Raw genomic sequence first — 17,811 nt, 5'->3', positions numbered from 1 at the left:
AGTATTCATTGGAATACGTTTGTCACGCTTCATCGTCCGTCCTGATCGCTGAAAGATGCCTTTCCAGGAGTTTGCGGTGTTTGGTCACCCGCCCGGAGACGCGCTTCCGCCACAGACGGAAACTGGAGGGCTTCAGCTCGCGGCGCATGATGGCAATGACCTGCGGTTCCGTCAGCCCGGTGCGTTCTTCGATCTCCTCGAAGGTCGTCCGGTCCTCCCAGGCCAGCCGGATGATGAGGGAAGGATCCGTGGCATTCATGTTAGCGGACACGTTGACCCTCCAGTTTCAGGCCAACGAGCTGCCATTCGTGGGCTTTAAAGACAAAGGGCCGGCGGACGTATTCGACAAACCGTGTCGGCCACACACTGCCATCGGAGGCGGTGATAAAGTCATGAAAAGCGACGTCTGCATCGGCTCCTCGGGTGCTCTCCAGGCCATTGAGGGAAAACTGCACGCGCCGCAGTTTCCCGCTTTTTTGGGAAACCCAGGCGATGACAAAATCCGACTCGCTGTCGCCCAATCCAGGACGGATTTCGCAGTGGATCAGGTCGCAGCGGTCACCCTCGACGGCACGCGCCCGCAACATGGAAAAGGCATCCGCGTTTTCCAGCAGCCAACTGCTGCCAAAGAGGAAAAGCGTGTAGGCATCGGTCACCAGACCGGCGGCGGAGATGACTTCGGTGTCGCTGCTTTTTTGGCCGTTGTAGGTCACGACCGCAGGCTCCCGGCCCTGGCGGAGAACCGTCTTCATACCCGCAGGTCCGCGATGCGTCTGGCGGACCCGCTTTTGCCCAGGAGTATAGATCTCCTCGGAGGCATGGCGGTATCTCTCATCCACGAGCACGGGCTGGATCTTTGGCGACAGCCGCGACCACTGGCCCTGGTAGCTCACCTCCACGGTCCGGTAGCGCTGCCAGGCCTGGCCGGTGGTTTTCGCACTGCGCTCCAGGACGGCTCGCGCCTCGTGATCCGAGGTGGCCTTGGCGGGAGGCGATGCGCCTGGACGCGGCAGGGAGGAGCACTGGGGAAGCGTGACCAAAAGGAGGCCGATGAATGCCCAACGGGAGAGGGAGAAAGGAAGCATTGTTTCCTTTACGCTCCGCAAGCTCCCGTGGGCGGGCTTCGATCCATCACTTCACGTCAGGCTTTTTCAAATGCATCTGCCACACGCAGGATCGTGGCTTCATCCAGGGGCTTGCCGATGATCTGGAGGCCGACGGGAAGCTGCTTGCCGCCTTCCTCCGCCGTGCCGCAGGGGATGCTGATGGCGGGCAGACCGGCGAGGTTGACAGGAATGGTGAACACGTCCTCCAGATAAGCGGCCAGCGGGTTTTCCTTTAGCTCGCCCAGCTTGTGGGCAGGAGTGGGACTGGTGGGGCTGACGATGACGTCCACCTGCTGGAAGGCTTTTTCAAAGTCCTGGCGGATGAGCGTGCGGGCGCGCTGGGCCTTGATGTAATAGGCATCGTAATAGCCGCTGCTGAGCACGTAGGTGCCCAAGAGGATGCGGCGCTTCACCTCGGGGCCGAAGCCTTCCTCGCGGCTTTTCATGTAATGCTCCAGCAGGTCCTTGGACTCTGCCGTGCGGTGGCCGTAACGCACGCCGTCAAAGCGGGCCAGGTTGGCCGATGCCTCTGCGGGAGCGATGATGTAATAGGTGCTGACACCGACATCGGTGTGCGGCAGGCTGATCTCCACCGGAATGGCTCCCAGCGACTCCAGCTTTTTGATCGCCGCATTGACGCTGGCGGAGACTCCGGCGTGGATGCCACTGATAAAATATTCCTTCGGCAGGCCGATGCGCAGGCCCTTGATGTCGCGGCCCAGGGCGGCGGTGAAGTCCGGCACTTCCACGTCCAGGGAGGTGGAATCGCGCAGGTCCTTGCCGCAGAGGTGGTTCAGCAGCAGGGCGGCGTCTTCCACCGTCTTGGTGATGGGACCGATCTGGTCCAGGGAGGAGGCAAAGGCGACGAGACCGAATCGGGAAATGCGCCCATACGTGGGCTTGATGCCGACGCAGCCGCACAGGGCCGCTGGCTGGCGGATGGAGCCGCCCGTGTCCGACCCGAGCGTGGCGATCGCCAGGTTTCCGGCCACCGCAGCAGCGCTGCCACCGCTGGAGCCGCCAGGAATGCGGTCCAGATCATGCGGGTTGCGCGTGAGGCCCAGGGCGGAGTTTTCCGTGGAGGAGCCCATGGCGAACTCGTCCATGTTCAGCCGCCCAAAAGGAATGCCGCCGCCTGTGCGGAGTTTTTCAATCGCGCCCGCATTGTAAGGAGCGGTGTAGCCGGAGAGCATCTTGGACGCGCAGGAGCAGGGCTCGCCGATGACGTTCATGTTGTCCTTGATGCCGATGGGAATGCCGCCCAGCGGCTGGGAAAGGTCCGCCTGGTCCGCCTCGGCCAGGGCCTTTTCCAGATCCCAGGACAGGTAGGCCCCGAGGGAGGCATTCTGCGCCTCAATGGCGGCGGCGACATCCTGGACGATGTCACGCGCGGTGATTTCTTTGGAAACAAGCCGCTGGCGAAGGCTGGCGATGGTGGAGGAGACGAGGGACATCGGGGAAAGACGAATGCAAAAAGGAAGGACGACGATGCAGAGACGTAGGCGGAGGTTACTCCATGACTTTGACGATCTGAAACTGGTCCATAACGCGGCGCGGCGCATTGACCAGGGCTTCATCCTGGGTGAAACCGGGGCGGGCGATGTCCGGGCGGACGACATCAAAAATGGGCATCGCGTGGGCGCTGGGTTCAGCATCCAGCGGGTAGCTGCTGAGCTGGTCAATGTGGCCGAGGATTTGCGAAAGCTGCTCCTTGTAGCATTTGGCCTCCTCCTCGGTCAGGTCGAGGCGCGACAGCTTGGCGATGTGGGCGATGTTGATCTCAGGAGACGGCATACGCCTTTTTTAAACCGCAGGGCGGGGCGTGCAAGACGGAGAACGATTTTTCCACAGGTATGGCAAGGAGGGCGCGAAAGGACAATCGGTGTCCGATCCATCCTAAATCTTGTCCGAGAGCGGGCTTATCTGATAACGTTTCCTCTGGCCAACCAGCCAGCGAACCATGAAAAGCCAGATCCTCCTCGCCCTCGTCGGTGTGTCCTTGTTACAGGCGGAGCCTTTAATCACCTGGAATCGCGTCCAGCTCACGGACAAGTTTTATGCTGAAGGCGCGAATTATGCCGACCTGAACAAGGACGGCCACATGGACATCATCAGCGGCCCTTTCTGGTATGAAGGGCCGGACTGGCAGAAGGCGCACGCCTATTACGAGCCGAAGGAATTTAACATCGTTGGTTATTCCGATCACTTTTTCTGCTATCCGCAGGACTTCAATGCAGACGGCTGGCTGGACATCCTGGTTCTGGGTTTTCCCGGCAAGGAGGCACGGCTGTATCTGAATCCGGGCCAGTTTGAAAAGGAGGTTCACTGGCCGGTGCACATCGTGGCGGACGTGGTGGACAATGAATCGCCGACCTTTACGGACATCACGGGAGACGGAAAACCGGAGATCGTATGCAGCACGGGCGGACGGTTTGGCTGGTTTGCGCCGGACTGGGAAAAGCCGACGGAGAAGTGGATCTTCACCGCTGCGACGGATGACAGGAAGGTGGCCAAGTTTACCCATGGCCTCGGCGTCGGCGATGTGAATGGCGATGGCAAGATGGACCTGCTGGAGGCCAGGCACTGGTGGGAGCAGCCGAAAGAGGCCGGCGGATTATTCACCCAGCATACCTTTGCGACAGGGATCCGGGGCGGGGCGCAGATGTTCGCCTATGACTTCGACGGCGACGGTCGCAACGACGTGGCTACCTCTCTGGCCGCGCATGGTTACGGCGTGGCGGTTTACATGAACCGGGCCGGTGATGAAGGTGCCCAGTGGCAGAAAAAGATGCTGGTGGGCGAGCAGCCCTGGGAGAATGATTATGGCATCGTTTTCAGCCAGCCGCATGCCGTGCATCTGGCGGACATGGACGGCGATGGTGTGATGGATCTGGTGACGGGCAAACGCTACTGGGCGCACAATGGCAAGGGTGACCAGGACGAGGGCAATGCCCGTGTGCTCTACTGGTTCCAGACCAAGCGTGACGGTAAAGGCGGTGTGGAATTCATTCCGCATCTGGTGGATGCCGAGAGCGGCGTGGGCACGGATGTACAGGTGGGAGATGTGAATGGCGACAAGCTGCCGGACATCCTCGTGGGCAACAAGGCGGGTGTCTTTGTGCTGCTGCAGGAGCGCAAAGAGGTGACGCCAGAGGTCGCAGAACTGATGCGGCCCAAGAAGATGTACGGTGAGGGACTGGTCCCACAAAAGGATTACAAGGCAGGCCAGTCGCCGCAGGAGGCGTTGAAGAACTTGCAGTTACCCACGGGTTTCAAAGCGGAGCTGATCGCCGCTGAGCCGGATGTGGTGCAGCCCATCGCTATGGCCTGGGATGAGCGCGGCAGGCTGTGGGTGATGGAGGGCAACAGCTACCCTAAACCGCGTGAACCGGGCGCAGGACAGGACCGCATTTTGATCTTCGAAGATGCGGATGGCGACGGCAGCTTCGAGACGCGCAAGGTCTTCGCGGAGGGCATCAGCCTGGCCAGCGGCATCGAGCTCGGCTTCGGCGGTGTGTGGGTGGGCGCGGCACCTTATCTGATGTTCATTCCGGATGCAGACCGCGATGACAAACCCGATGCGGCGCACAAGGATTATGAGGCCAACGGTGTGCCCAAAGTGCCCGGTTTAAACTTCACCGCCTATGCGCTGCTGGATGGCTGGGGCAGCCAGGACACGCATGAAACGCTGAACAGTTTTATCTGGGGGCCTGATGGCTGGCTGTATGGCTGCCATGGCATCTTTACACACTCCAAGGTAGGCAAGGTGGGTGCGCCTGAGGCTGAGCGGGTGCCGCTGAATGCGGGCGTGTGGCGGTATCATCCAGTGCGGCACACCTTTGAAGTCTATACGCACGGCACCAGCAATCCGTGGGGCCTGGACTATGACCAGTACGGCGAGTTTTTTGTGACCGCCTGCGTGATTCCGCATTTGTATCACATCGTGCCCGGCGGGCGCTATCACCGGCAGGGCGGGCAGCATTTCAATCCTTATACCTATGAGGACATCAAGACCATCGCGGACCACTCCCACTTCGCCGGTGACATCCGCGAGAATGCGCATTGGGGAAAACGCAAAGAAGGCGGCATCGTGGCGGAGGATACCAACCAGGCCGGCGGCGGCCATGCCCACTGCGGTCTGGCCATCTACCAAAGCAGCCAGTTCCCGGCGGTGTATCGAAATCAGCTCATGTTCGGCAACCTGCACGGGCACCGCCTGGTGACCAATTACCTGGACCCCAAAGGCAGCACCTACGTCGGCAAGCATGGCAGCGATTTCATGCGGTCTAACGACATGCATTTCATCCCCGTAACGCAGAAAGTGGGCCCCGATGGCTCCCTCTACATCAGCGACTGGAGCGACAAACAGATCTGCCATCGCGGCAGCAATGCCATTGAAATGTGGGACCGCAGCAACGGGCGGATTTATCGCGTGAGCTATGGACCAAGTACTGCGGGCACTCCTGCCCGCATCAAAAACAGTGGCGGCGAAGCCGCGAATAAAAACGAAGCATACAAAAGTGTCCGCGCTCCTCTCGGCTTCGCTGCACGCGACTTCCAGTTCCCGAAAGCGCCGTTCGACCTGGCGAAGGAGAGCGATGTGACGTTGGCGAAATTGGCGGTGCAGTCGGAGAACGATTGGTTCTCACGGATGGCGCGGCGTGTGATCATGGAGAGTATCGCAAACTCGCCTCCATCAATGAAGGGGAGTAACAAAAGCGAGGTGGAACGTGTTCTCTTTGGGACTGACGAGACGAAGGCTCTTAAATCTCTTTGGGCAGAAGCCGCGTTTGGTTCGGGAATTACCGGAGATTATCGAAACTACCTCTCTCATCCCAATGAACGCACCCAGGTTCAGGCGATCAGGTTCGTGAAGGAGATCATCTTGAACAATCTCTTGGTCCTTGCCGATTCGCAGCACGACATCGCCGAGCCTTACAAGACCTGGTATGGCAGCCTACGTCCACTGGCCAAGGATTCTTCATCCGCGATCGTTCGCCGGGAACTCGCATCCCTCGTCATCGCTCTTCCAATAGATCTGTCTCTAAAGATGGAACTCGCCACCGCCCTCCTCCAACGCGCCGAAGACAAAGACGATCCTTACATCCCGCTGCTGATCTGGTATGGCATTGAGCCACTCGTGGGCACAGATGCACAAGCCGGGCTGGAGCTGGCGAAGGCCTCCAAGATGCCGAAGGTGACGGAGTTCATCTACCGTCGCCTCGGAGCTGAGGAGGCGGGCCGGGCGACGCTGCTGGGCATCGCGGCGGATTCAGACGATGAGGTCTTGCGAGAGACCCTGCTGCGCACCGTCGTGGAAGCGGCGAGGAAAGGGAACCTGGTGACGCTGCCGAAGGACTGGAATTTGATGAAAAGTAAGTTAGGCGATTCGGCCCTGGTCCCGGAGCTGGAGGCTTTCATGGGCGTGGAGGCAAGCATTGTGGCGTATCGTGAAAAGCTGCTGTCGAAAGAAAATGCATCTGCGCGTGAGGCGGCTTTGCGCATCCTGCTGCAAGTGCGCGATACCCAGACAGCCGGTCTTCTTCATCAGCTCATCCAAAAGGATGACAAGGCCATGATGCGCCGTGCCGTGCAGGCTCTGGCCACGCTGCCGCATGAAGGAACACCAGCGCTGCTGCTGGAGAAGTTCGCCAACCTGGATGCGACCACGCAGAATGATGCGATCAACACACTGGCGACGACTCCTGCCGGGGCCAAAGGGCTGCTCCTGGCGGTGAAGGATGGCCGGGTGAAACGGTCCATGCTTTCGCCTTTCCTGGCGCGACAGATCTCGGCGCTGGATGACGCAGAGGTGCGGAGCCTGATCAAAACAGTGTGGGGAGATTTGAACGCACCGAAACCGGACATGGAGGAAAGGAAGGCCAAATTCCGCACCACCCTTTCCAAAGAGGCGCTGGCCCGCGCAGATGCGGCGAAAGGCAAGGTGATCTTCAGCGCCACCTGCGGCACCTGTCATCGTTTGTTAGGCGAAGGGCAGGATGTCGGGCCTGACTTGACCGGGTCCAATCGTGCGGACCTGGATTATCTTTTGGACAATGTCCTGGATCCGAATGCGGTGATCGGCAAGGATTACCAGCTCAACATCTTTGAGCTGAACGACGGCCGCATCGCCAGCGGCGTGATCAAGGAGGAAACGGCCGCCGCTTACCGTGTCGCGCTGCCAGGTGGCATCGAGCAGACGGTTACCAAGGCGGAGGTGAAAAAGCGCACGCTGTCTCCTATGAGCACTATGCCCGAAGGGCTGTTCGATGCCCTGCCGCAGGACATGCTGCTGGACCTGGTGAAGTATCTGCAAAGCCAGGCTCCCGCCGCCAGCGCTGGCAGCAAAGAAAAGGCGGAATCACCCTCAGTGCCCGGCGCAATCGAGGGCGAATCGCTCCAGGCCAAAGCCACTGGCGGCAAGACGAAGTCCCAAAATATGGCAGGCTTCAAAACCGGTGAGTGGAGCGGCGGCAAGCATCTCTGGTGGACGGGTGCCAAGGTGGGAGACAAGCTCAGCATCACCTTTCCAGTGACGAAAGCAGGCAGGCAAAAAGTGCATGCCGTCTTCACCAAGGCTCCCGATTATGGCATCGTCCGTCTGGCAGTGGATGGCCAGCCGAGCGTCCTGGGAGACCTGGATCTTTACCGCAGCAATGTCTCCAACACAGCCGTGCGTTTCATTGGCGAATTTGACCTCCAGCCTGGCAATCACACCCTGGAGGTGACCATCATCGGTAAGAATGAAAAAGCGAAACCGGCCATGATGTTTGCACTGGATTATCTGACGGTGAAGTGAAGTAGAACTATCATCAATATTCAGTCGAGATCATTGCTGCATGGAGTAATCACTGGCTTGTGACAACAAACGAATCAAGTAATGCTGTTGCAGCCGAATTTTTTCAGGCTGAATTGCTCGCGCTCTGGTTACAGTGTTCTGAGCAAGCACGACCACCTAATGTTTGGTTTCGGGAGCATGCGGCATTCATTCTGGACGATAACTCTTATCGTCCAGACTCTCCTGTACTTGCGGCATGGATTTTGAAGGCTGGGAAATTTGAAGAACGCTCAGTGTCCGAATTTTTGCGCTTTTACGTGGTTCAGGGAGACCGAATTTGGGCATCCGCCATGTCGCCACCGCCTTCGGAGCTTTGGGGACGTGGGCCGCACGAATTCGCTTTGTCGTCATTTGCACCCATAGCCGGAACCAATGACTTTTACTTTGAGTGGCAGTTTGCTGGCTGCCATGGTTGTGGTTCACGATATAGGCTTGAGAATGGCAGGTTTCGAATCATTGAAAATCTGTGGATATCTTGAGCGCACATCGGGGAAAATGCCGCCCTGCCATGCTCTCAGGCGTAGCTTCACTTCTCCCATGAACATTTACGAAACCCGTCGCCTGCTCGATGAATACCTGCTTTTCCATTATGGGTCTGCACAAGAGGTGCTGCCTTGGGCGGAGGGGCCGCAATCGGCGCTGGGGTTTGCGGTGCGGACGGTGACGGAGCTGGCGGATTTTTCCCGCAGGCCGCAGTCGGCGCTGGATCTGGGTTGTGCGGTGGGGCGCTCATCATTTGAGCTGGCGAAGCAGGTGCCCTCGGTGCTGGGCATGGATTACAGCCACAGTTTTGTTGAGGCGGCAGCGCAGTTGATCACGGCGGATCTGCCCTATGAACGGGTGGATGAGGGCGCGGCGACGACGGCGCTGGTGGCGCGGGTGCCGGTGGATTGTCCGCGTGACCGGGTGCGTTTTGAGCAAGGGGATGCGATGCATCTGCGGGCGGACCTGGGCAGCTATGATCTGGTGCATGCGGCGAATCTGCTGTGCCGTCTGACGGACCCGGCGCTGCTGATCGCACGCCTGCCGGAGCTGGTGAATCAAGGGGGGCAGCTTTTGCTGACGACGCCGTGCACGTGGCTGGAGGACTTCACGCCGCGTGGCAACTGGCCCACCGGCTCGACCTTGGACTGGCTGAAGAAGGAGCTTTCGGCGAACTTTGATCTGGCTGAGCAAAAGGACCTGCCTTTCCTGATCCGCGAGCACGCGCGCAAGTATCAATGGAGCGTGGCGCTGGGCACACGCTGGGTGCGCCGGTAAACGGCTCCATCGGACTCACCCGACGCAGGGCAGCATCATGGCGTCCTTCATGCCGTGGAGAATCTTTTTATCCGCCGGGCAGACAGTGGCCAGGACACCGCCGAGGCGGGTTTCCTCGGTGCCTTTGGGGACGAAGTAATAGGGGCAGAGGCGGACGCGGGATTTCATGTTGGCGGTCTCCTGGCGGGCCTCATCCCAGGCGGGATGGTTGACCACTTTGGCGCGGTGAAATCGCTGCATGACATAGGGATTGGTGGGGAAGCTGGCCAGGGCTTCATCCAGGGCGGCGGACCACTGCTCCTGCGAGAGGTCATGACCGATGGAGACGCTACGTGAGCCCCAGCCGACCTCGGAGAAGCCGCTGATTTTGAGCACCAGTTCACGTTGCTTGCCGCCGAATTTTTTGGCCTCCTGCCAGGACTGGATGTTGAGGCCCGGATACACGGCGAAGGGCGGCAGCGCCACCGGGTCCACGACCCAGCCCTGAGGGATGCATTTTTGCAAAAGGGCGAAGTGCTCTTCACCCAAGGCTGTGCGCCACCAGTCCTGAAGCTGCGGCGACCAGAACAGGACGAGCCAGAGCTTTTCCTCCAGGAAGGCTTTCAGCGGCGGAGTGAACTGCAACTCGCCCTCCTGCGCCATTTTCAGCATCTCAGCAGCGAGGTCCACGTTATCGAGGTCGAATAGCTCAAAGAAGCGGTAGATGCTGGAGCCGGCCACCTCACGGGGGGTGAGGTTCCAGGGGTTCATGACGCTGCGCGGGAAGCCGCCCGAGCGCGCGTTCAGCCTGCCGATGAGCCATTCCATCTCCGGCTGATAATCGCCGGATTCTTTGGAAATGAGGATGTCCTCATGCGGAAAAGCGGCAGCGAAGGCATCCAGCAGACCGGTGCTCCCGCCGATGACGGGCTGGTCCAGGGCGGCGTAGGTTTCATTCAGCCAGCCAGTGAGGCCGATGCCGCCGGGCAGGGAATCCAGTTCGGAAATGCACACGCCGTCCTCCGTCAGCACCAGGTCAGGCCGCAGCACACCGGGCAGGTCCTCCCGCCACCGGGCCTGCCGCCCCAGGGCGATGATGGAGTCCGGCTTGCCCTGGTCCATGAGCCTGGCCACCCAAGCGATGTCCGGGTTTTCCAGGCTGTCAAAATAGAGCTGGTTGCAGGCCCGCTGGAAGGCCCGCAGGGCAGGCCCCAGATCCTGGATCAACTGCACCGTCTCCGCATCCAGGTGGAAAGCCTCCGGCGACATGACCCATTCCTTGTCACGAAAAAGACCCTCCTCAGGAAAGCTCTGGCGGATATGGGCGATGCGGTCGGCGGGAAACATGGGGAGTAAGGTAACGAATGAACCGGGCTGCCGGACGATGCGCAGAGCGAGGCGGGCAGATGCTTGCCTTGTCAACTTCAGGGTCCTTCAAAATGCAGATCTTAAGTTCAATAATCGGATAAGACCTTGAAAATTAAACTTCAAGTGTTGGATTTTCATGGTAGAATGAGGAATGCTTGAACGCAGTTCAATCAAGGAATCCATCTCAGACGCCCTCCGCAGAAGCCGGATTGTGGCCCTGATTGGTCCACGCCAATGTGGCAAAACCACCCTCGCCCAGGAATTCCTTTCCCCTGATTCCGCCAATTATTTTGATCTGGAAGATCCTGTCAGCCTTGCCCGGCTGGATGAACCCAAGACAGCACTGGAGCCTCTGCAAGATCTGGTGGTCATTGATGAAATCCAGCGCAGACCAGAGCTTTTCCCCATTCTCCGGGTGCTGGCTGACCGCAAACCCAACCCTGCCAGATTCCTGATTCTGGGCAGTGCTTCACCCGAACTTCTGCGCCAGTCCTCTGAATCCTTGGCAGGCCGGATGGAGACGATTGAACTTACCGGATTCAAACTGAAGGAAGTGGGGGCTGAGCGTTCCCCTCTGCACTGGTTGCGCGGTGGGTTTCCGCTTTCGTTCCTGGCCGAAAATGAGAAGGACAGCTTTGCCTGGCGGAGAAACTTCATCGCGACTTTTCTGGAACGTGACCTGCCCAGCTTTGGCGTGGGCGTCTCCTCTGTCACGATGAACCGCTTTTGGACCATGCTGGCCCATTATCACGGCCAGATCTGGAATGCTTCAGAAATAGCGGGTTCCATGAATGTGACTGCTGTCACCACCAAACGTTATCTGGATGTCCTGACCAGCACCTTCATGATCCGCCAGCTCCAGCCCTGGCATGAAAACCTCGGCAAACGGCAGGTCAAAGCTCCGAAGGTTTATTTTCGTGACAGTGGCATTTTTCATACCCTGGCCGGTATTCGCACAGAGGCTGACCTGTTCACCCATCCCAAACTCGGAGCCTCCTGGGAGGGCTATGCCATTGAGGAATCCATCCGCCACTTTGAACCCGACCAAGCGTATTTTTGGGCCACTCACGGCGGGGCAGAGTTGGACCTTTTGCTCTTCAAAGACGGCAAACGCATAGGAATTGAGTGCAAGCGTCAGGACGCACCCAAATTAACCCCCTCCATGAAAATCGCCATTGAAGATCTCAAGCTGGATGAATTGCGTGTGATTTATCCGGGTTCCAAGTCCTATCCGCTTGCGGAGCACATTAAAGTCGAGCCTTTGGCTTCACTGGCCGATGGGTGATTACCCGTGGGTGCCTACTTCAGCGTCAGCTCCGCCATGACATCACGCAGTTGCTCATGGGTGCGGGCGACCATGGACTGGGTGGGAGGGCCGGTGTTGGTGTCGTTCCAGACTTTTTCCAGCTCGGTCAGCACGCTGATGACGGGCTGAACGAGGAGTGAGCGGCGGGTGACCTCGCCAAGGGTGGCGAAGTCCTGGCGCAGCTCGGCCAGGAGGGCAGGGGAGCCGATGCAAAGAGGGCGCTTGTCCACATCCGGGATTTCGACGACGAGCTTTGAGACGATCTCCAGGGAGCGCATCCAGGCTCCGATGTCTACCAGGATGGCCAGATCGTCATCCATCTGCTCACGCAGGAGGCGCATGAGCTCCTGGTGGCCGTCCACAATCTCCTGGCGAAGGTTTTTCCAGTCGTCCATTTCTGCCATTTTGGCCTGGGCCATGAGGCGGGGTTTCATTTTTTCCCCAAGGCCGAGCATGCGGCAGTAGGTGACGATGTCCTGGTTGTTATTGCGGAACTGCTGGGAATCCCCGGCCTCCCAGATGAGGAAGGTTTCTCCAATCAAGCTGCCGAGGGTGAAGGCGGCCTTGTTACGGTCCGCCGTGGGGGAGGGGGGCTGAGGACGGTACATCGTGCGCCAGCGCGCCTTGGTATGCTGCCCGGCCATTTCCAGGAAGTCGGCCGGGGTCTGGTCCTCCGTCCAAAAAATGACCTGGGCCACAAACGTGCCCGCACTGGCGGCAATGGAATTGGACTGGGATGTTTCCTGGCTCCGACCGTGATTTGTCATCACGACGACGAGCGCCATGCTGAGATAGAGCACGTTCAGAAACTTGGACACGGTGGGTTTGGTTGGAAAGGTTTTAGATGCTGGTTTGGAGCACGGTGTTCAATGAACCGGACTTTTTTCAGCATCCAAATTAATCTCTCCTGGTCACTTGTGTGACAGCTTTTGGATTTTGTCCACCGCACATCCGAGTGCAAGAGGGGCACAAAAGGATGCCTGGGGAGGTCTGTTTGCTGCTGACAAACCCATGTGTCTGCCAGCAGCATAAAACGGAGCCGCGAATCACTCCACCGTCACGCTTTTCGCCAGGTTGCGCGGCTTGTCCACATCGCAGCCACGGGCCACGGCGGTGTAGTAGGACAGGAGTTGCAGCGGGATGACGGTGAGCAGGGGGCTGAGGTAGGAGGGGCAGTCGGGGATGTAAATGACGTCTTCCGTCAGGCGTTCCAGCTCGGTGCGGCCCTCAGTGGTCACGCAGATGACGGGGCCTTTGCGGGCGAGCACTTCCTCGATATTGCTGACGTTTTTGTCAAAAACGGCATCGTCGGGAGCAATGAAAACGGAGGGCATGTCCGGCTTGACCAGGGCGATGACGCCGTGCTTCAGCTCGGCGCTGGGGTGACCGCTGGCGTAGATGTAACTGATTTCCTTCATCTTCAGCGCGCCTTCCAGCGCGACGGGGTAGTTGGCCTGGCGGCCCATGAAGAGCATGCCCTCGGCATGGGCGTGCTTTTCAGCGATGGCCTTGATGCGGTCCGTCTGGGTGAGGATGCTGGCGATCTTGTCCGGGATGGCTTCCAGCTCGTCAATCATCTCCATGCCGTCGGCGCTGGAGAGGTGATGAATGCGGCCAAAGAGCATGCCCAGGAGCGTCATGATCATCACTTGGGAGGTGAAGGTCTTCGTCGCGGCCACACCGATCTCAGGTCCGGCATGGATGTAGCAGCCGCCGTCGCTCTCGCGGGCGATGGTGCTGCCGACGCTGTTGACGATGCCGAGGCATTTGATGCCCTTACGGCGTGCTTCCCGCATGGCGGCCAGGGTGTCAATGGTCTCGCCACTCTGGCTGAGGACGAACTGGAGGGTGTTTTTATCCGCCGGGACGTTGCGATAGCGGAACTCGCTGGCGATTTCCACCTCCGTAGGGACGCGGGCCAGGGTTTCGATGACGTATTCACCCACCATGGCGGCATGGAAGGCCGTGCCGCAGCCGCTAAGGATGATGCGGTCAATGCCACGCAGCTCCTGGGGCGTCATGTTCAGGCCGCCCAGGATTGCGACGCCGTCATCGCGCAAAAGGCGGCCGCGCATGGCATTGCGCAGGGAGTTGGGCTGCTCAAAGATCTCCTTGAGCATAAAATGCGGGTACTCGCCCTTTTCGGCATCATCCGCAGTGAACTCTACCCGGCTAACTTTGACCTGGGCAATGCCGCCATCCATGGAAGTGACGTCATAACGGGCCTCAGTGAGGCTGACGATGTCATGGTCATTCAGATAAACGACATCGCGGGTATGAGCGACGATGGCGGAGACATCGCTGGCTAGGAAATGCTCACCATCCCCCAGTCCGACGACGAGCGGGCTGCCCAGACGGGCGCCGACGATGACACCGGGAACGCTGGCATGCATGGCGGCGATGCCATAGGTGCCTTTGACCTTGGCCAGGGCAGCCTGCAGGGCCAAGCGAAGACGTGCGGCACCGTCTTTTTCATCGCTGGCATCGAAGTAGCGCCCGACTAAATGGGCCAGCACCTCGGTATCGGTCTGTGATTCAAAAGTATCACCTTGGGCCAGCAATTGATCCCGCAGCGTCTGGTAGTTTTCAATGACGCCGTTGTGGACGAGAACGAGCTTGCCGCTTTGATCACGATGCGGGTGGGCATTCTCATCTGTGGCAGCACCATGGGTGGCCCAGCGGGTGTGGGAGATGCCGGTTTCCCCCGTCGGGGCAAGGTCGGCCACAGCCTGGCGGAGATTTTCTATCCTCCCCGCGCGCTTGATGATGTTGACGCTGTCGCTGCCGTTGAGCAGGGCGATGCCTGCCGAGTCATAACCGCGATATTCCAGCCTGCGCAGCCCATCCAGAAGGATCGGGCTGGCCTGCCGCTTGCCAATGTAGCCTACAATTCCGCACATAGTGTTCGTTTGCCCGCCGTGCAGCGGGGCCTTAAATCTAGCTGCTACAATGCCAGACCGCCAGTGAAAGGACGTTTGTGTGAAAGATTGGATTCAGTCAGGGCAAAGACTTCGCTGATTGCAGTTTTTCATCCCACCACAGAAAGTAGCCTCATGACCTTCGAATTTGCCACCGCCACCCGCATTCTCTTTGGACGCGGCACCGCTGCCCAGCTGCCTGCCCTGACCCGGGAACTGGGGAAAAAAGTGCTGGTGGTCACCGGGCGCGACCCTTCCCGGCTGTATCCGGTTTTATCCAAGATGGAGGCGGCAGGCCTGGAGATCACCACTTTTCCCATCGCTACGGAACCAACGGTGGACGATGTCCGGCGCGGAGCAGCGCTGGCCCTGAGAAGGGGAATCGAGGTGGTCATTGGGCTGGGTGGCGGCAGTGCGGTGGATGCGGGCAAGGCCATCGCGGCCATGACCCGGCAGCCGCGGGATTTGCTGCATTATCTGGAGGTGGTAGGTGCAGGGAACCCGCTGGATGAAAAATCCCTGACTTTCATCGCCGTGCCCACCACGGCAGGAACGGGAGCAGAGGTGACGCGCAATGCCGTGCTGGTGAGTCCCGAAAATGGCGTCAAAGCCAGCCTGCGGCATCCTTCCATGCTGCCTACGGTGGCGGTGATTGACCCAGAACTCGCCCGCGACTGTCCGGCGGCCATCACTGCGGCCGCTGGCATGGATGCGCTGACGCAATGCCTGGAGGCCTATGTTTCCTGCCGGGCGCAACCGCTGACGGATGCTCTGTGTGTGGAAGGCATCCGGCGGGCTGTGAGATCCCTGGAAAAAGCGGTCAATAACGGCCGGAATCTGGAGGCGCGGGAGGATCTGGCCCTGGCGGCCCTGTTCAGCGGCATGGCCCTAGCCAATGCCGGTCTGGGGGCGGTGCATGGCTTTGCCGCACCCATCGGTGGCAGCTACAAGGCTCCCCATGGGGCGGTCTGCGCAACTCTGTTGGCCCCGGTTTGGAAAGTGAACTGGGCCGCCATCCAGAAAGTGGGCAGCGCGGAAACAAAGGCCCGCTTTGAAGCCGCCTCCCGTCTGCTCCTGCCAGAGGAAAAGGGAACGCCGGAGGAGGCCGTCACATTCCTGGAGGCACTGGCCCAGCGGCTGCAAATCTCCCGCCTGGGCCGTCATGGCATCGTGGAAGCCGACCTGGAGGACATCGCCACCAAGGCCGCCAAGGCCAGCAGCATGAAGGGAAATCCTGTGCCGCTGAGCCAGGAAGAGCTGCTGACCATCCTGCGTGCCGCCCTTTGAGCGGGACAATGCTGGCGGGGTACGGAACAATCCTGGAGTGAAGAGTATGACGGTGAGGAGCGTATTCTCTCTTCCCCCCATGCGCCTTTTGTTTTGCCTCTTCCTCCTCCTGCCACGGCTTTGCGTGGCCGAGGACGAGTATGAACTGGCACCGATTTTTTATTCCCAAAGCCAGCCGAAGGATGCCGTTCAGGCTCTGATGCAAAAGATGCAGGCGGGCCAGGTGACGCTGAACCGGCAGGATGCCTGGAGTGTCCTGAAAGATCTCCTGAAGCATTTCGACATCCCGGAGGAATCCCAGGTCCTGGTCTTTTCCAAGACCAGCAAGCAGAATGAGCGCATCACGCCGCAGACACCCAGGGTGATCTATTTTGGCGATGAAACGTACCTGGGCTACACGCTTGGCGGCAGCATCGAAGTCGCCACCGTGGACCCCCGCCTCGGCCCGATTTTTTACCTGCTGGAGCCTCATGGGGACCGAAAGGAACCGCTCAAGTTTGAGCGGGATCAAAGCTGCCTGAGCTGCCACGGCGGCCCCTTTACTCCCGGTGTGCCGGGCGTGCTGGTGCGCTCGGTTTTTCCCAGCGCCAGCGGCCATCCCATCCTCAGCCAGGGCAGCACCGTCGTGGACAGCACCACACCGTTTAGCGATCGATGGGGCGGCTGGTACGTCACCGGCACTCACGGCAGCGCATTGCATCGCGGCAATGTCATCGCCGTGGAAAATGACGACAACACCTGTGACATGCCCGTGGAGGATGGGGCCAACATCATGGACCTGACCGGTCTCTTTGATACACGCCCCTATCCGCGCACCAGCAGCGACATCGTGGCACTCATGGTGCTGGAGCACCAGACCTCCGTCCAAAACATCCTCACCAAGGCCCATCACAGTGCCCTGCGTGCCGTGCACATGCAGACGTCATTGCAAAAAGAGTTAGGCGAGCCCGTGCAGCATGAACCGGCCGGGACCGCCCTGCGCATCATCGGCCACTGCGCGGAAGACGTGCTGGATGCGCTGCTTTTCAAAGACGAAGCCCCGCTGCCCGATGGCGGCATTGAGGGCGACGAAGCGTATCAAAACGCCTTTGTCAAAAACGCCCGCCGCAACAGCGAAGGCCGTTCTTTGAAGGACTTCCAGCTCCTCAACCGCGTGTTCAAATACCGCTGTAGCTACATGATCCACAGCCGCACCTTTGCCGAAATGCAACCCGCACTCAAACAGGCCGTGCTGACGCGCCTGGAGGCGGTCTTGAAAGGGGAGGATGTCAGTGGGCGGTATGATTATCTGGGTGAATCGGAGAGGAACAGCATCCGCAACATATTGGCGGAGACGGTGATGAAGTGAACCGGTTCCCGTATCAAGGCTCACCGGGAAACAGTGGCAACTGCAATGAGCAGTGCCACAGCCCCGAAGTAGCCTAAGAATGCCCTCATGGCCCAGCGCTGTGAGGTGCTTGGCTGCGAAAGCCTGGCAAGACAGACCCCCACGCCTCCCATGAGAAAGGGTGCAATGAACAGCAAAAAACCGAAGCCCAGTGAGGCCATGCCGGACCACTGCCAAAACAGGGAGGTCAGCGTCACCATCAACAATCCGCCCCAACAAATAAAGATAAGGAAAAGCTGACCGAGAAAGACAGGTGAAGCCCCTTGTTGAAGGATCTTCCGGCAAAGTAGGCTGTAAACCAGCATCCCCGCCAACGGCACGCAGAGATGAATGAAAAGTGCTGTTAAGGCTTCGTTCATTCC

At 59.4% G+C, this 17,811-nt stretch carries 13 protein-coding genes; 5 read left to right on the top strand and 8 right to left on the bottom strand.

Going from position 1 to position 17,811, the window contains the following annotated elements:
• Nucleotides 1–22 precede the first annotated feature (22 nt).
• From WJU23_RS10815 to gatC, 4 genes are read right to left on the bottom strand one after another with little or no spacing between them, the layout of a single operon-like run.
• Nucleotides 23–259, bottom strand: a complete 237-nt coding sequence (locus tag WJU23_RS10815; RefSeq protein WP_346332573.1) for a TIGR03643 family protein — start codon at nt 257–259, stop codon at nt 23–25.
• Nucleotide 260: 1 nt separating this feature from the next.
• A complete protein-coding gene (locus WJU23_RS10810) occupies nt 261–1,085 on the bottom strand; it encodes a hypothetical protein (protein ID WP_346332572.1) in 825 nt (274 codons plus the stop codon).
• A gap of 56 nt (nt 1,086–1,141) precedes the next feature.
• The gene (gene gatA, locus WJU23_RS10805) at nt 1,142–2,560 is read right to left on the bottom strand and encodes an Asp-tRNA(Asn)/Glu-tRNA(Gln) amidotransferase subunit GatA (protein ID WP_346332571.1); all 1,419 of its coding nucleotides are present in this window, start codon (nt 2,558–2,560) and stop codon (nt 1,142–1,144) included.
• Nucleotides 2,561–2,615: 55 nt separating this feature from the next.
• On the bottom strand, nt 2,616–2,900 hold the full coding sequence (gene gatC / locus WJU23_RS10800; RefSeq protein ID WP_346332570.1) for an Asp-tRNA(Asn)/Glu-tRNA(Gln) amidotransferase subunit GatC: 285 nt from the start codon (nt 2,898–2,900) through the stop codon (nt 2,616–2,618).
• A 166-nt stretch (nt 2,901–3,066) separates the two neighbouring features.
• Between gatC and WJU23_RS10795 the strand changes: the two genes are divergently transcribed.
• Nucleotides 3,067–7,905, top strand: a complete 4,839-nt coding sequence (locus WJU23_RS10795) for a PVC-type heme-binding CxxCH protein (protein WP_346332569.1) — start codon at nt 3,067–3,069, stop codon at nt 7,903–7,905.
• A 576-nt stretch (nt 7,906–8,481) separates the two neighbouring features.
• Entirely contained in the window at nt 8,482–9,204 is a 723-nt protein-coding gene (locus WJU23_RS10790) for a methyltransferase domain-containing protein (RefSeq protein ID WP_346332568.1), read from the top strand.
• A 15-nt stretch (nt 9,205–9,219) separates the two neighbouring features.
• Here the strand turns inward: WJU23_RS10790 and WJU23_RS10785 are convergent, their stop codons facing one another.
• A complete protein-coding gene (locus WJU23_RS10785) occupies nt 9,220–10,530 on the bottom strand; it encodes a hypothetical protein (protein ID WP_346332567.1) in 1,311 nt (436 codons plus the stop codon).
• Nucleotides 10,531–10,702: 172 nt separating this feature from the next.
• Between WJU23_RS10785 and WJU23_RS10780 the strand changes: the two genes are divergently transcribed.
• Nucleotides 10,703–11,836 (top strand): ATP-binding protein, encoded by a 1,134-nt coding sequence (locus WJU23_RS10780; RefSeq protein ID WP_346332566.1) that lies wholly within the window; start codon nt 10,703–10,705, stop codon nt 11,834–11,836.
• A gap of 14 nt (nt 11,837–11,850) precedes the next feature.
• On the opposite strand, the gene WJU23_RS10775 is transcribed toward WJU23_RS10780, so the two are convergent.
• Together WJU23_RS10775 and glmS are read right to left on the bottom strand one after the other, a co-directional pair.
• Nucleotides 11,851–12,675, bottom strand: a complete 825-nt coding sequence (locus WJU23_RS10775) for a hypothetical protein (protein ID WP_346332565.1) — start codon at nt 12,673–12,675, stop codon at nt 11,851–11,853.
• Nucleotides 12,676–12,903: 228 nt separating this feature from the next.
• A complete protein-coding gene (gene glmS / locus WJU23_RS10770; RefSeq protein ID WP_346332564.1) occupies nt 12,904–14,757 on the bottom strand; it encodes a glutamine--fructose-6-phosphate transaminase (isomerizing) in 1,854 nt (617 codons plus the stop codon).
• Between the two features lie 153 nt (nt 14,758–14,910).
• Here glmS and WJU23_RS10765 point away from each other — a divergent pair, with 153 nt between their 5' ends.
• Entirely contained in the window at nt 14,911–16,062 is a 1,152-nt protein-coding gene (locus WJU23_RS10765) for an iron-containing alcohol dehydrogenase (RefSeq protein WP_346332563.1), read from the top strand.
• Between the two features lie 79 nt (nt 16,063–16,141).
• Entirely contained in the window at nt 16,142–17,410 is a 1,269-nt protein-coding gene (locus tag WJU23_RS10760; protein ID WP_346332562.1) for a hypothetical protein, read from the top strand.
• A 20-nt stretch (nt 17,411–17,430) separates the two neighbouring features.
• On the opposite strand, the gene WJU23_RS10755 is transcribed toward WJU23_RS10760, so the two are convergent.
• Nucleotides 17,431–17,808 (bottom strand): hypothetical protein, encoded by a 378-nt coding sequence (locus WJU23_RS10755; protein WP_346332561.1) that lies wholly within the window; start codon nt 17,806–17,808, stop codon nt 17,431–17,433.
• Between the last annotated feature and the right edge of the window lie 3 nt (nt 17,809–17,811).

The sequence above is a fragment of the Prosthecobacter sp. SYSU 5D2 genome (assembly GCF_039655865.1).
Classification (GTDB): Bacteria; Verrucomicrobiota; Verrucomicrobiia; order Verrucomicrobiales; family Verrucomicrobiaceae; genus Prosthecobacter.
Note: the sequence above shows the minus strand (reverse complement) of the source record. Positions and strands in the feature narration are given on the sequence as shown.